General features: G+C 74.2%; 12 protein-coding genes. 10 read left to right on the top strand and 2 right to left on the bottom strand.

Features of this window, described 5'->3' with window-relative positions; genetic code table 11:
* Positions 1-231 precede the first annotated feature (231 nt).
* The 4 genes from ACJ6WD_RS10425 (at position 232) to ACJ6WD_RS10410 (ending at position 5,135) form a co-directional block, all read left to right on the top strand.
* Positions 232-939 carry a GntR family transcriptional regulator gene (locus ACJ6WD_RS10425; RefSeq protein WP_331246521.1) on the top strand — a complete coding sequence of 236 codons (708 nt, stop codon included), beginning with the start codon at positions 232-234 and terminating at the stop codon, positions 937-939.
* 138 nt (positions 940-1,077) lie between these two features.
* Positions 1,078-2,343, top strand: coding sequence for a phosphonoacetate hydrolase (gene phnA / locus ACJ6WD_RS10420; protein ID WP_016577182.1), 1,266 nt, complete (start codon positions 1,078-1,080; stop codon positions 2,341-2,343).
* 162 nt (positions 2,344-2,505) lie between these two features.
* Entirely contained in the window at positions 2,506-3,867 is a 1,362-nt protein-coding gene (locus tag ACJ6WD_RS10415) for an MFS transporter (RefSeq protein WP_407615623.1), read from the top strand.
* A 74-nt stretch (positions 3,868-3,941) separates the two neighbouring features.
* The gene (locus ACJ6WD_RS10410) at positions 3,942-5,135 is read left to right on the top strand and encodes a TIGR03364 family FAD-dependent oxidoreductase (RefSeq protein ID WP_407615622.1); all 1,194 of its coding nucleotides are present in this window, start codon (positions 3,942-3,944) and stop codon (positions 5,133-5,135) included.
* 68 nt (positions 5,136-5,203) lie between these two features.
* Here ACJ6WD_RS10410 and ACJ6WD_RS10405 read toward each other — a convergent pair whose 3' ends face one another.
* Positions 5,204-6,682 (bottom strand): aldehyde dehydrogenase family protein, encoded by a 1,479-nt coding sequence (locus tag ACJ6WD_RS10405; RefSeq protein WP_407615621.1) that lies wholly within the window; start codon positions 6,680-6,682, stop codon positions 5,204-5,206.
* Between the two features lie 258 nt (positions 6,683-6,940).
* Here ACJ6WD_RS10405 and ACJ6WD_RS10400 point away from each other — a divergent pair, with 258 nt between their 5' ends.
* The 6 genes from ACJ6WD_RS10400 (at position 6,941) to ACJ6WD_RS10375 (ending at position 12,940) form a co-directional block, all read left to right on the top strand.
* Positions 6,941-7,360, top strand: coding sequence for a phage tail protein (locus ACJ6WD_RS10400; protein WP_407615620.1), 420 nt, complete (start codon positions 6,941-6,943; stop codon positions 7,358-7,360).
* 135 nt (positions 7,361-7,495) lie between these two features.
* Positions 7,496-8,386 carry a TIGR03621 family F420-dependent LLM class oxidoreductase gene (locus ACJ6WD_RS10395; RefSeq protein WP_407615619.1) on the top strand — a complete coding sequence of 297 codons (891 nt, stop codon included), beginning with the start codon at positions 7,496-7,498 and terminating at the stop codon, positions 8,384-8,386.
* Positions 8,387-8,448: 62 nt separating this feature from the next.
* Positions 8,449-8,874, top strand: a complete 426-nt coding sequence (locus ACJ6WD_RS10390) for a GNAT family N-acetyltransferase (RefSeq protein WP_233659032.1) — start codon at positions 8,449-8,451, stop codon at positions 8,872-8,874.
* A gap of 257 nt (positions 8,875-9,131) precedes the next feature.
* Positions 9,132-10,469: a hemolysin family protein gene (locus ACJ6WD_RS10385; protein WP_233659031.1), complete on the top strand. Its 1,338-nt coding sequence runs from the start codon at positions 9,132-9,134 to the stop codon at positions 10,467-10,469.
* Positions 10,466-11,485: a hemolysin family protein gene (locus ACJ6WD_RS10380; protein ID WP_020929283.1), complete on the top strand. Its 1,020-nt coding sequence runs from the start codon at positions 10,466-10,468 to the stop codon at positions 11,483-11,485. Before ACJ6WD_RS10385 ends, ACJ6WD_RS10380 begins: the two co-directional genes overlap by 4 nt.
* 174 nt (positions 11,486-11,659) lie before the next feature.
* Positions 11,660-12,940, top strand: a complete 1,281-nt coding sequence (locus tag ACJ6WD_RS10375; protein ID WP_376440717.1) for an FAD-dependent oxidoreductase — start codon at positions 11,660-11,662, stop codon at positions 12,938-12,940.
* Here the strand turns inward: ACJ6WD_RS10375 and ACJ6WD_RS10370 are convergent.
* Positions 12,915-13,538, bottom strand: coding sequence for a TetR/AcrR family transcriptional regulator (locus tag ACJ6WD_RS10370; RefSeq protein ID WP_407615618.1), 624 nt, complete (start codon positions 13,536-13,538; stop codon positions 12,915-12,917). The genes ACJ6WD_RS10375 and ACJ6WD_RS10370 overlap by 26 nt on opposite strands.
* Positions 13,539-13,595 lie beyond the last annotated feature (57 nt).

Genomic DNA, 13,595 nt, shown 5'->3' with positions numbered 1-13,595 from the left:
CCATGGGGAGCGCGACGCCGCTCCGGGCCCGGCGGGCGGATGGGGACACGTGGTTCTCCTTCGTCCGTAACACCGTCACAGGACCTCGCACCACCCGTCGGCGAAGCCCTCTTCCCCGCTGCCATCTGCGGTTTTCCGGGTTCGACGAACTCCGGCGCAGATTGACATCTGAAATGTTAGTGCGCCCGGGGTCGGCCTCGACGGCCGGGTCCGGCCGCTTAGGATCAGGGGGTGACCGCACTGGAACCGGTGCCGAGAAGGCTGCTGCGCGACAAGGCGTACGACGCCCTGCTGGAAGCGATCGTCTCCGGCGAGCTGCCGCCCGGACAGAAGCTCCACGACGGGGAGCTCGCCGAGCGACTGGGACTGTCCCGCGCCCCCGTCCGACAGGCGCTGGCCCGCCTCACCGCCGAACGGCTGGTGGTCTCCAAACCGCAGAGCTACACCCGGGTCGCCCCGGTGGTGGCCCGCGAGATCCGGGACGCGCTGGCGGTCGTCCAGGCGATGCACGCCCTCGCGGTCCGCGCCGCGGTGCCCCGCCTGACCGGCGACGACCTGGCGCGGATGCGGGCGGCCAACGACGCGTTCGTCCGGGCCCTGGACGCGGAGGACCCGGCCGCCGCGGTCGCCGCCGACGACGCGCTGCACGCCGTGCCGATCGTCGCGTGCGGCAACGAGGCACTGGCCGAGACCGTCCGCCGGTACACCCCGCTGCTGCGGCGGCTGGAGCGCCGCCGGTTCTCCAGCACCGCGGCGCGCGCCTCCGCCGCCCGCCACGACGCCCTGATCGACGCCTGCGCGGCGGGCGACACCGAGACCGCGGTGGCGCTGTCCGGCGCGATCTGGGGCGGCCTCGAAGCGGAGGCCGCGGCCGAGGAGGAAGCGGCGGGCACCGGCGCCGCGCGGGACGGAACACCGGCGCGGACCGCCGGGTCGTGAGCGGCGGCGCGGGCGCGGGGCTATGGCGCGTATAGCGATTTCGGTGGTTCTGCGGCGCTGAACTGCGGTGCTACCCATGAGGGGTGGGGCGGCACCGACCGCCGTCCCGACCTACCGACCTCAGGGGTGGATCCGCAGATGACCCAAGCCGGTGCCCAGCAGCTGACCGTGAACGGCCGCGACTACGCCTGGCCGGCCCGGCCGGTCGTGGTGGTGTGCATCGACGGCAGCGAGGACGCCTACCACGAACGGGCCGTCGCCGACGGCCGGATGCCGTTCCTGGCGGAGATGCTGCGGCGCGGCAGCGACCTGCGCGCCGACTGCACGATGCCGTCCTTCACCAATCCCAACAACCTCTCGATCGCCACCGGCGCACCGCCCTCGGTACACGGGATCTGCGGCAACTACTTCTACGACCCGGAAACCGGCGGCGAGGTCATGATGAACGACCCGGCGCTGCTGCGCGCCCCGACGCTGTTCGCCGCCTTCTCCGCCCGCGGCGCCCGGGTCGCGGTGATCACCGCCAAGGACAAGCTGCGCCGACTGCTGGGCCACGGCCTGGTCGACGGCATCTGCTTCTCCGCCGAACAGGCCGACCGCGCCACCGAGGCGGAGCACGGCATCGACAAGGTGCTGGAGCGCACCGGGATGGCGCTGCCGCCGGTCTACAGCGCCGAGCTGAGCGAACTGGTGCTGGCCGCGGGCGTGGACGTGCTGGAGCGGGAGCGCCCGGAACTGACGTACCTGTCGCTGACCGACTACATCCAGCACAAGCACGCCCCCGGTTCGCCGGTGGCCAACGACTTCTACGCCATGCTCGACGGCTACTTCGCGCGGCTGGACGCACTCGGCGCGGTGCTGGTGATCACCGCCGACCACGGCATGAACGCCAAGAGCGACGGCGCGGGGCGGGCTCGCGTGGTCTTCCTCCAAGACGCCCTCGACCAACGGCTGGGCGCCGGGCGGGCCCGGGTGGTGCTGCCGATCACCGACCCGTACACGGTCCACCACGGCGCGCTCGGCTCGTACGCCACGGTGCACCTGCCGGCCGGGACCGGCCCCGCGGACACCGCAGCGCTGGCCGCCGAGTTGACCGCGCTCGACGGGGTCGACGCGGTGCTGACCCGGGACGCCGCCTGCGCGCGCTTCGAGTTGCCGGGCGACCGGATCGGCGAACTCGTCGTGCTCGCCGAGCGCAACACCGCGCTGGGCACCACTCCGGCCCGGCACGACCTGAGCGGCTTCACCGAACCGCTGCGCTCGCACGGCGGGTTGACCGAGCAACGGGTCCCGTTCCTCGTCAACGCCCCGGTCGGTCCGCTGCCGGACGGGCACCGGCTGCGGAACTTCGACAGCTACTGGATCGGCACGGCCCTGGCCGCCGGACGGCCGCTCACCGCCTGACCGCCCCCGCTCGTCCCCTCCCCTCTCCCCTCCTCTCCCCTCTCCTCCCCCACACCCGGCCCCGGCGCGCCGCCGAGGCACGCGCCGGGGCCCCGCCGTGCCCGGCCCCATCTGCCGCTCTCCTCCCCTCCCCCTGGTTCACGTCGAGGACAGGACACCGCCATGGCCGACCTCGCACCGCAGTCCGTTCCCCACGAGCCACCCCTCCCCCCGGGCAGCACCCGCGCCGCGCTGCGCACCGCGGCCCGCTGGCGACGGCAGATCTTCGCCGTCACCTGGCTCGCCTACGCGGGCTTCTACTTCGTCCGCCAGGCGTTCGCGGTCGCCAAGCTCGGCATCCTGGACGATCCGACGCTGCACGGCGTGCTCACCGAGCGGGTGCTCGGGGTGCTCGACGCGGTCTACCTCGCGGCCTACGCCGTCGGCCAGTTCCTGTGGGGGATGTGGGCCGACCGGTTCGGGCCGCGGGTGGTGGTGACCGTGGGCATGCTCGGCGCCATCGCCGCGGCCTGCACGATGGGGGTGAGCAGCGCCCTGCTGGTGTTCGGCGGGGCGATGGTCGTCCAGGGGCTCTCGCAGTCGGCCGGCTGGGCCCCGCTGTGCAAGAACATGGGGAACTTCTTCCCCGTGCACACCCGGGGGCGGGTGCTCGGCCTGTGGAGCACCAACTACGCCTTCGGCGGCCTGGCCGCCCCGCCGTTCCTGGCCTGGTGGGCGTACCAGGTCCTCGACAGCTGGCACGCCGCGTTCCTGGTCGGGGCGGCCACGCTGGCGGTGGTGCTGGTGGTGTTCCTGCTCTTCCAGCGCGACGCGCCGCCGGACGCCGCCCCCACCGCGTCGAAGACCGCCGCATCGAAGGCCGCCGCTTCGACGGCCGCCGCGTCGACGTCCGCCCCTCCGGCGGCCGCGCGCCGGGCTCCGTTCGCGCCCTACCGCGCCGCGTTGCAGGACCGGATGGTGCTCACCCTCGGCGCCGCCTACTTCCTGCTCAAACCGGCCCGGTACGCGATCCTGCTGTGGGGCCCGGTGCTGGTCAGCGAACGGCTGCCGGCGGTCGGCAAGGTGGGGGCCACCGTCATCCCGATCTCCTTCGGGGCGGCCGGGGTGCTGGCGCCGATGCTGATCGGCTGGCTCTCCGACACCCTCTTCCGGTCCCGCCGGGTGCCGCCGTGCGTACTGGCGCTGGCCGTGCTGACCGGGGCGCTGGCACTGTTCATGCCGTTGACCGCGACCGGCAGCGCGGTCGTGATGATGGCCGTGCTGGCGGTGATCGGGCTGGCCGTCTACGCCGCGGACGCGATGATCTCGTGCGTCGCCGCGGTCGACTTCGGCTCCGCCGGCGGCGCCGGCACCGCGGCCGGCCTGGTCAACGGCTGCGGTTCGATCGGCGCGGTGCTCGGCGGGCTGCTGCCCGGCTTCCTGTCCGGCACCGCGCTGTTCCACGGATTCGCCGGCGCCGCCCTGGTGGCCGGTCTGCTGCTGCTCCCGCACTGGAACCGCCGCCCGGCGACCCCCTCATCCTGACATGGCGTCAGAAACGCGCCGGGCACCTGCATGGCACCTCCTCGTGACCCGTCCCGCCCCCAGAGAGGCACCCCATGACGACCCCTTCGCACCCCTCGCACCCCACACGCACCCCGCACCGCGCCTCCGACCGCACCGCCGACCGCGTCGCCGACACCGCGATCGTCGGCGGCGGGATCGTCGGCCTGGCGCACGCCCTGGCCGCCGCCCGGCGCGGCGACCGGGTGGTGCTCTTCGAACGCGACGCGTACGCGGTCGGCGCCTCCATCCGCAACTTCGGGATGATCTGGGCGATCGGCCAGCAGCGCGGCGCGGTCTACCAACGGGCCCTGCGCAGCCGGGAGATCTGGTTGGAACTCAGCGCGAAGACCGGGATGTGGGCGGAACCGTCCGGCTCGCTGCACCTGGCGCACCGGCCCGACGAGCTCGCCGTCCTGGAGGAGTTCGTGGCCACCACCCCGGCCGCCCGAGAGCGCGGCACCACGCTGCTCACGGCGGCGGAGGCGGTCCGGCGCGGCCCCGCGGTGCGCGCCGAAGGACTGCTCGGCGCGATGTGGAGCCCCACCGAGGTCAACGTCGATCCCCGGCGGGCGGTGCCCGCCGTCGCGGCCCACCTGGCCGAGGAGTACGGCGTGGACGTCCGGTTCGGCACGACGGTGCGGCAGATCGCGGCGCCGCTGCTGTCCACCACCGACGGCACGTGGCGGGCGGACCGCATCGTGGTGTGCAGCGGCAACGACTTCGCCACCCTCTACCCGGAGGTGTTCCGGGAGAGCGGGCTGGTGCGCTGCAAGCTCCAGATGCTGCGGACCGGTGTGCAGCCGGACGGCTGGCAGCTCGGGCCGATGCTCTGCGGCGGGCTGACCCTGCTGCACTACGCGGCGTTCGAGGACTGCACGGCCCGGGCGGCCCTGGACGCCCGGATGCGCGCCGAGCTGCCGTTCCACCGCGAGCACGGCATCCACGTCCTGCTGTCGCAGACCGCGGACGGCCGGCTGACGATCGGCGACAGCCACGCGTACGCGGCCACCCACGACCCGTTCGCCAGTGAGGAGATCGACCGGGCCATCCTGGACTCGCTCGGCGGGTTCGCGCGGATCCCGCAGCCGCGGATCACCGAGCGCTGGACCGGCTACTACCCGTCGCTGCGAGACGGCCGCACCGAGTTGGTGACCGACCCCGAGCCCGGGGTGACGGTCGTCAACGGCGTGGGGGGCGCCGGGATGACGCTGTCGTTCGGGCTGGCGGAGGAGGTGCTGGGGCGGTAGCGCCGCCCGCTGCCGGCCCCGGCCGCCGCGGAGGCGACGGCCGGGGCCGCGGTGCGTGCCGGGGACGGTCAGTAGCTGATGCAGGCCGAGTGCCATGCCGTGTAGAAGTCCCAGACCTGCGGGGAGCATTCGGGCGGGCCGTACTGGGACGCCTTGGCGCCGACGTGCGGCAGGTGCGCGTAGGCGCCCACCCCCGGCCGGTTCACGTGCAGCATGCCCGCCTCGAAGCGTTCCACGGCCTCGAAGGCGCGGGCCTGGGACGCGGTGAAGACGGTGCCGGACATCCCGTACTTGACGGAGTTGGCGATCCGCAGGGCGTCGTCGAAGCCGTCCGCGTCCAGCACCGCGAGGACCGGTCCGAAGACCTCCTCCTGGGCCAGTTCGCTGTCCCAGGGCACGTCGCGGATGACCGTGGGCTGGACGTAGCAGCCCTCCGGGAGGCCGGGCCGGTCGACCGGGCCGCCGCCGCACAGGACCGTGCCGCCGTCCCGCCGGGCACCCGCGACGGCGTCCAGCGCGGCCCGCATCCGGGCCGGGTCGACGACCGGGCAGACCTCGGAGTCCGGATCGTCGCCCGGACCGACCCGCAGCGCCGCGACCCGGGCCACCAGCCGCTCCAGGAACGCGTCCCGTATGCCGCGGTCGACGACCGCGCGGCTGGTGGCGCTGCACCGCTGCCCGGCCTGGCCGAAGGCGCCCTGCACCACCGCGTCCACCGCCCGGTCCAGATCGGCGTCGGCCAGCACGATCACCGCGTTCTTCCCGCCGAGCTCGAGCTGGGTGCGCAGCAGGCGGGGCGCGCCGGCGGTGTGGATGGCGGTGCCGACCGCGAGCGACCCGGTGAAGCTGACGCCGGCGACCTGGGGGTTCGCGACCAGGGCGGCACCGGCGGCCGCGTCGCCCTGGACGAGGTTGAGCACGCCGTCGGGGACCCCGGCCCGCCGTGCCGCGTCGGTCAGCAGCGCGGCGGTCAGCGGGGTCAACGGGGAGGGCTTGAGGACCGCGGTGCAGCCGGAGAGCAGCGCCGGGGCGACCTTCCAGACCGGGATGGCGAGCGGGAAGTTCCAGGGCGAGACCAGTCCGACGACGCCCAGCGGCCGGCGGAAGGTGTAGGCGAAGGTGCGGTCCTCCTCGGCGGGCGCGGTGACCCCGCCGAGGAGCCTGGCCTGGCCCGCGGTGAACTCCAGCACCGCGCGGGCGCGCGCCACCTCGGCCCGGGCCTCGGTCCGCAGCTTGCCCTGTTCGCGGGTGATGGCCTCGGTGAACTCCGCTTCGTGGTCGGCGAGTTCCCGGCCGAGGGCGGTGAGGTGGGCGGCCCGCCGGATCGGTCCCAGCGCCCGCCAGGCGGGCAGTGCGGCGGCCGCCGCGGCCACCGCGCGCTCCGCGTCCGCGCCGTCGGACTCGGCGAACTCCCCGAGGTGGTCACGGAGGTCGGCCGGGTTGCGGTTGGTCCGGGTGCGGCCCGACGCGGCGGGGGTCCACCGGCCGTCGATGAAGTTCAGCAGATGGTGCGCCGCCACGGAACGCCGCTGCGGAACGTCGGTCATGTCCTGCCCCTTCGTCGCACGTCTGGATGCCGCCAGGCTGGCCCAGGGCGCGGCCGGGCACCATCCACGGCTTGCGAATGCGGCCGATAGCCGGGGCCTATCGCGGCGTCGGCGGGGACGGCGTCCGTTCGAGCGAGCCGAATCGTTCTTCCTGCCGCCGTTCGAGCGAGCCCCGGAATGCGCCCGGACCGGCTCGGGCAACGGTCGGTCTACCGACGCGGGGTCGGCCGGCCCCGTTCCTGTGCACGGAGGAGGCCCATGTCCAGCGAAGAGACCCCCGACCCCCGGCATCCGGCGGCGGTCACCGTCGAGCTCGGCGCCTTCCAGGTGGAGACGGTCCGCTCGGTGTCCGGGCCCGCCTTCGACACCCCGCCGTCCGACGAGGACCCGTTCACGCACGGGATGGGGCACCCGGGCGAGGTCACCATCGTGCGCGGCCCGGACAAGAGCGCCGCCCTCACCGACTGGCTCACCAGATGCCTGGTGGAGGGCGGTGCCGCCGCCTCCCGGCAGGCGGTGACGGTGGTCCACTACGCCGCCGACCGCACCCCGCTGCGCCGCTACCACCTCGCCGGGGCGCTGCCGACGGCGTGGGAGGCCGCGAGCGTCGGCACGGATCCCGGGGCCGACGAGGAGTGGGTGACCCTGGCGTACGAGGAGCTGACCGTCACGGCCTGACGGGGTGTCGCCCGCCCCGGGCCCCCGGCGGCGCCGAGCACGGCCCGGGAATCCCGGGTACGGCGGCCAAGGGAGCGTGATTTCCTGCGTGTTGACGGTTGCCGATCCGCGGCGACCAGCTCTCAAGGGGGCCCGATGTCACGACCGTTCCGCTTCGGCGTCACGATGCTCACCCTCGACTCCGGCCCGGCCTGGCGGGAGAAGTGCCGCCGCGCCGAAGCGTTGGGCTACGACGTGCTGCTGGTCCCCGACCACCTGGGGTGGCCGTCGCCGTTCCCCGCGCTGGTGGCCGCGGCGGAGGCGACCGCACGCCCGCGGGTGGGCACCTTCGTCCTGAACGCCGGCTTCTGGAACCCCTCGCTGCTGGCCCGCGAGGTGGCCACCACCGACGCGCTCACCGGCGGACGGCTGGAACTCGGCCTGGGCACCGGGTACGTCAGGGCCGAGCACGACGGGGCCGGCCTGCCCTTCGGGACGCCCGGGCAGCGGGTGGACCACCTGGCGCACGTGATCGAGGAACTGGACCGGCTGCTCGGCGACCCCGGGCACCTGCCGGCGTCCCCCCAACGGCCCCGCCCGCCGCTGCTGATCGGCGGCAACGGACCGCGGCTGCTGCGGCTGGCGGCCCGGCACGCCGAGATCACCGCGTTCACCGGCGGCCGGCAGGCGCCGGGCCGACCGGAGGGCACCCTGGAACTGCTGCCGGCCGAGCGGGTCGCCGCGTCCGTGGCCGCGTACGAGGAGCACGCCGCAGGCCGCGCGGAGCCGGCCGAGCTCAACGTCCTCGTCCAGCGGGTGCTGGTGACCGACGACCGGCGGGCCGCCGCCCGGGAGTTCGCCGCGCACGGGGTCGGGGTGGACGCGGACCAGGCGCTGGAGGTGCCGACGCTGCTGATCGGCACGCCGGCGCAGATGGCCGAGCAGCTGCGCGAGCGCCGGGAGCGGTACGGCTTCTCGTACGTCACCGTCCTGGACACCTTCATGGCGGCGTTCGCACCGGTCATCGAGGAACTCGCCGGCAGCTGACCGGCGGGCGGCCGCCGGGAATGCGATCGACAGCGCACCGGGCCCGGTGATGGGATCCGACCATGACCGAGCTGCACATCCGGGCCGGGGGCCCGGCCGATCTCGATGCCGTCCTGACCTTCTGGAAGGTGGCCGCCGAGGGCACCAGCATCAGCGACGACTCCGACGGGGTGGCGCGGCTGGTGGCCCGCGACCCGGAGGCGCTGCTGCTGGCCGAGCGCGACGGGGAACTGGTGGGGACGGTGATCGCCGGGTTCGACGGCTGGCGGTGCCACCTGTACCGGCTGGCGGTCCGTCCCGACCAGCGCCGGCGCGGGATCGGCGGGGCGCTGCTGGCGGCGGCCGAGGAGCGATTCGCGGCGCTCGGCGGACGGCGCGGCGACGCGATGGTGCTGGACCGCAACACCGCCGCCCACCCCGCCTGGCGGGCCGCCGGGTACGCCCCGGAGCCGCAGTGGAGCCGTTGGGTCAAGCCGCTGGACGCCTGAGCGCGGAGCGCCGCACGAGGAGCCCGTCCCCTTGCCGGGGCGGGCTCCGTCGCGTCCTTGCGGGGCTCCGGTCGCCGACCCGACCGCCGACTTTGCCGATCCTTTACCATGGATGTCCGGGTGACGGACTCCCGGTTCCCCTTCCCACGAAAGGTGTGTGAGCGTCCGGCCATGGCCGAGCCTCCCAGTAGTCGTGCGTCCCGTCGACGGGACGCGAACCTCCCGAACGTGTCCGACCATGGGACGGAGGTGAACCGATGACCGACCTGCTCCTCCTGGCCGTGGCCGTCCTGCTGACCCTGGCCTGCGGCGTCTTCGTCGCGGCGGAGTTCTCGCTGACGACCGTCGAGCGGGGTGACCTGGAGCGGGCCGCCGCCCGCGGCGAGCGCGGTGCGGACAGCGCCCTGAAGGCGGTCCGCTCGCTGACCTTCCAGCTCTCCGGCGCCCAGCTCGGCATCACCGTGACGGGCCTGATCATCGGCATGCTCTCCAAACCGGCCATCGCGACCCTGCTGGACGGTCCGCTGGTCGCGATCGGGCTGCCGCGCTCCGCCGCGGACTCGGTGGCGCTGGTCCTGGGGACCGCGCTCTCCACCGTCGTCCTGATGGTCATCGGCGAGCTGGTCCCCAAGAACTGGGCGATCTCCAGCCCGCTGGCCGTCGCCAAGCGGGCGGCCACCGCCCAGCGCGGTTTCAGCGCCGCCTTCAAGCCGCTGATCACCCATTTGAACAACACCGCCAACCGGACCGTGCGCCGCCTGGGCCTGGAGCCGGCCGAGGAGCTGGCGTCGGCCCGCGGCCCGCAGGAGTTGGTGGCACTGGCCCGGCACTCCGCCAAGGAGGGCGCCCTGGAGGCCGACACCGCCGAGCTGTTCGTCCGCACGCTCAACCTCGCCGAGCTCACCGCGGAGAACGTGATGACCCCGCGGGTGCAGGTGGTGGCCCTGGAGGTGCAGTCGACCGCGGAGGACGTCGCCAACGTGACCCGGGCCACCGGACTGTCCCGCTTCCCGGTCTACCGCGGCAACCTCGACAGCGTCGTCGGCGTCGCGCACATCAAGGACGTGCTCGCCGTCCCCGCCCACCTGCGGCCCCGGCACCCGGTCTCCGAGCTGCTGCGCGAGCCGCTGCTGGTCCCCGAGACGCTGACCGTGGACCGGCTGCTGGACCGGCTGTCCGGCCGTCGGACGATGGCCGTGGTCATCGACGAGTACGGCGGCACCGCCGGGGTCGCGACGCTGGAGGACATCGTCGAGGAGGTGGTCGGCGAGGTCCGCGACGAGCACGACCCGCTGGAGATCCCGGACCTGGCGCCGGCCGGCGCCGACGCGGCCGGCCGGGCCGTCTACCAGGCCGACGGCGCGGCCCGCACCGACCAGTTGGCCCGGATCGGGCTGCGGCTGCCGGAGGGCCCCTACGAGACCCTGGCCGGCCTGATCGCCACCGAGCTGGGCCGGATCCCGCAGGGCGGCGACACCGTCGAGGTGGCGGGCTGGACGATGGACGTGCTCGACGCCTCCGGCCACCGCGCCGCCCGAGTGCTGCTGCACGCCCCGCCGGCCGGCACCCCGGACGCCGAGGAGGTCGGCCGATGACCGCGCTGCAGCTCTTCGTGGGTCTGCTGACCCTGGTCGTCAACGCCTTCTTCGTGGGCGCCGAGTTCGCCCTGATCTCGGTGCGCCGCAGCCAGATCGAACCGTACGCGGAGGCCGGGGACCGGCGGGCGGGCAGCGTGCTGTGGGGGTTGCAGCACGTCTCGGCGCTGCTGGCCGCGGCCCAGTTGGGCATCACGCTGTGCACGCTGGTCCTGGGCGCGGTCGCCGAACCGGCCATCGCCCACCTCCTGGAGCCGGTGTTCGACGCGGTGGCGATCCCGCACGCGCTGATCCACCCGATCTCGTTCGTGATCGCACTGGCGGTGGCGACCTACCTGCACATGCTCTTCGGAGAGATGGTCCCGAAGAACGTGGCGCTGGCCGAGCCGGTCCGCACCGCCCTGCTGCTGGGGCCGCCGCTGGTGGCGCTGACCCGGGCCCTGCGACCGGTCATCTTCGCCGTCAACGCGCTGGCCAACGGCCTGCTCAAGCTGCTGCGGGTGGAGACCAGGGACGAGGTCGCGGCCACCTTCTCGGACGCCCAACTGGCCCAGCTGGTGGAGGACTCGCGGGCCGCCGGGCTGCTCGACGAGCGGGCCCAGGAACGGCTCCGGGACGCCCTGGAGCTGGGCCGCCGCCCGGTGCGGGACGTGGTGCTCCCGGTGGACGCGGTGGTGTCGGCCCGGATGGGGACCACCCCGGAGGAGCTGGAGCACCTGGCCGCCGAGTCCGGCTTCTCCCGGTTCCCCGTCGTCGACGACACCCAGCGCATCCTCGGCTACCTGCACGTCAAGGACGCCCTGGACACCGCCCCGCGCACCGCGCCGTTCCCGGTGTCGGCGCTGCGCCCGATCGCCCGGGTCCGGGCGGCCACGCCGTTGGACGACGTGCTGACCGCGATGCGGGGCTCCCGGACGCACCTGGCCGCGGTGATCGGTGACGACGGTCGGCTGGCCGGACTGGTGACCATGGAGGACGTCCTGCGGGAGCTGGTGCTCCAACGGCCTGCGGCCTGATCGCCGGCCCGCCCGAGTAGCGCACCGAAGACGGCACCGACGCCCGGCAGGCCCCGCACCCACCCCGCCCTGACCGATCGGTTAGATTACTAACCGATCGGTCAGTCGCGTGTCGGGGACACGGCGACCGCCCGGTCACGCATCCGTACGCGCACGCGACGAGGGGGCAACACCATGGATCGCACGACATGCTGCGTGGTGGGCGGCGGCCCGGCCGGCATGATGCTCGGACTCCTGCTGGCCAGGGCCGGCATCGAGGTGACCGTCCTGGAGAAGCACGGGGACTTCCTGCGCGACTTCCGCGGCGACACCGTCCACCCGTCCACCCTGAACCTGCTCGACGACCTCGGCCTGGGCGCGCGGTTCGCCGAGCTGCCGTTCCCCAAGCTCCAGGAGATGCGCGCGCAGATCGGCGACACCACCGTGGTGATGGCCGACATGCGGCGCATCCCCGGCCGGCACAAGTACTTCGCCATGGTCCCGCAGTGGGACTTCCTCAACCTGATCGCCGACGCGGCGGCCGCGGAACCCTCCTTCACCCTGCGGATGCGCACCCGGGCCACCGGGCTGCGCACCGACGGCGGCCGGGTCACAGGGGTGCACTATGTCGACGAGCACGGCGCGCCCGGCGAGTTGGCCGCCGACCTGACCTTCGCCTGCGACGGCCGGGACTCGCCGGTCCGCGAGGCGGCCGGGATGCGGCAGCGGTACTTCGACGTCCCGATGGACGTCTGGCAGGTCCGGGTGGACGCTCCCCCAAGCTCTCAACTGCGTTCGAGCAGGGGGGACCCCCATGCCGACGCCGTCAAGGAAGGCCGGGTCTTCGCCCGGTTCGGCGGCGGCCAGGCCGCGGTCACCATGGACCGCGGCAGCTACTTCCAGACGGCCTACCTCATCGGCAAGGGACAGGACGCCGCCATGCGCCGGCACGACGTCCAGTGGCTGCGGGACCGGCTGGGCGCGCTGTTCGGCTGGGACTCCGCGGTCACCGACACCATCGGCTCCTGGGACGAGGTGAAGCTGCTGGAGGTCACCTTCGGGCGGCTGCGGCGCTGGCACCGGCCCGGTCTGCTCTGCCTCGGCGACGCCGCGCACACCATGTCGCCGGTCGGCGGGGTGGGCGTCAACCTCGCCCTCCAGGACGCGGTGGCCGCCGCCCGGCTCCTGGCCGGGCCGCTGCGCCGCGGCACGGTCGGCAGCGACGACCTGGCCCGGGTGCAGCGCCGGCGGGAGTGGCCGATGGCGGTGGTCCAGAAGTCGCAGCAGAGCGAGCACGCGATGATCCGCTCCGCGCTCGCCGGCACCCTGCACGGCGACCGGCTGCCGGTGCCGATGAAGCTGCTGCGGCGGATCCCGGCGCTGCGGACCGTCACCGGCTACCTCGGCGGGGTCGGCATCCGGCCCGAGCCGACCCCGGACTTCGCGCGGGTCAGTCCCGGCGCGCCACGGCGTTGAGGGTGAAGGTCTCCAACTCGGCGGCGGCGGCGTCCAGATCGAGGTCCGGGTGGTCGAGCCAGTGCCCGATCACCCCGTCGATCGCGCCGCCGATCGCCAGCGCCACCGCGCGTGGTGCGAACTCCCGCAGCACACCGGCCCGTTGCCCCTCCTCCAGGAGGGCGGCGAGGGCCTGCCAGCGGCCGTAGGCGTCGTGCTGCCCGGGGGTCTTCAGGCGGGTGCCGCCGGCGTCGTCGAGCAGCATCTCGGTGATCACCCGGACCTGGCGGCGGTTGTCCCGCTGGTAGCCGATCATCGCGTGGACGTAGGCGACGACCGCGGCCAGTGGGTCCGGGGCCCGCTCCACCCGCTCCCGGACGTACCCGCCGAACTGCTCCAGCACCTGGGTCAGCGCGGCGCGGGTGAGGTTGTCCTTCGAGGAGAAGTGGTACAGCACCGCGGCCTTGGAGACCCCGGCCCGCTCGGCGATCGCGGCCAGCGACGTCGAGGGGAAACCGCGGCTGGAGATCAGGTCGATGGTGCAGTCGATCAGCTGCTGCCGACGGGCCCGTTCGGTGAACGTCGCCGCCTCGGGGTCCGTGCTCCGCCGAGGACTCATCCCACGCCCACCTCTGTCTTTCCGCACCGCTGCGCGGCCGGCACTCCGGCCGCTGTC

Origin of the sequence: Streptomyces sp. VTCC 41912, assembly GCF_045799175.1 — a bacterium.
In the GTDB taxonomy this organism is placed as follows: domain Bacteria; phylum Actinomycetota; class Actinomycetes; order Streptomycetales; family Streptomycetaceae; genus Streptomyces; species Streptomyces albulus_C.
This window is presented reverse-complemented; position numbering and strand designations above follow the sequence as displayed.

What these genes read in the sequence shown, in the direction of transcription:
- ACJ6WD_RS10405 (WP_407615621.1), bottom strand. Translation starts at nt 6,682, where the DNA reads ATGACCGACGTTCCGCAGCGGCGTTCCGTGGCGGCGCACCATCTGCTG.
- ACJ6WD_RS10385 (WP_233659031.1), top strand. Translation starts at nt 9,132, where the DNA reads ATGACCGACCTGCTCCTCCTGGCCGTGGCCGTCCTGCTGACCCTGGCC.
- ACJ6WD_RS10390 (WP_233659032.1), top strand. Translation starts at nt 8,449, where the DNA reads ATGACCGAGCTGCACATCCGGGCCGGGGGCCCGGCCGATCTCGATGCC.
- ACJ6WD_RS10370 (WP_407615618.1), bottom strand. Translation starts at nt 13,538, where the DNA reads ATGAGTCCTCGGCGGAGCACGGACCCCGAGGCGGCGACGTTCACCGAA.
- ACJ6WD_RS10400 (WP_407615620.1), top strand. Translation starts at nt 6,941, where the DNA reads ATGTCCAGCGAAGAGACCCCCGACCCCCGGCATCCGGCGGCGGTCACC.
- ACJ6WD_RS10380 (WP_020929283.1), top strand. Translation starts at nt 10,466, where the DNA reads ATGACCGCGCTGCAGCTCTTCGTGGGTCTGCTGACCCTGGTCGTCAAC.
- ACJ6WD_RS10410 (WP_407615622.1), top strand. Translation starts at nt 3,942, where the DNA reads ATGACGACCCCTTCGCACCCCTCGCACCCCACACGCACCCCGCACCGC.
- ACJ6WD_RS10375 (WP_376440717.1), top strand. Translation starts at nt 11,660, where the DNA reads ATGGATCGCACGACATGCTGCGTGGTGGGCGGCGGCCCGGCCGGCATG.
- ACJ6WD_RS10395 (WP_407615619.1), top strand. Translation starts at nt 7,496, where the DNA reads ATGTCACGACCGTTCCGCTTCGGCGTCACGATGCTCACCCTCGACTCC.
- ACJ6WD_RS10415 (WP_407615623.1), top strand. Translation starts at nt 2,506, where the DNA reads ATGGCCGACCTCGCACCGCAGTCCGTTCCCCACGAGCCACCCCTCCCC.
- phnA (WP_016577182.1), top strand. Translation starts at nt 1,078, where the DNA reads ATGACCCAAGCCGGTGCCCAGCAGCTGACCGTGAACGGCCGCGACTAC.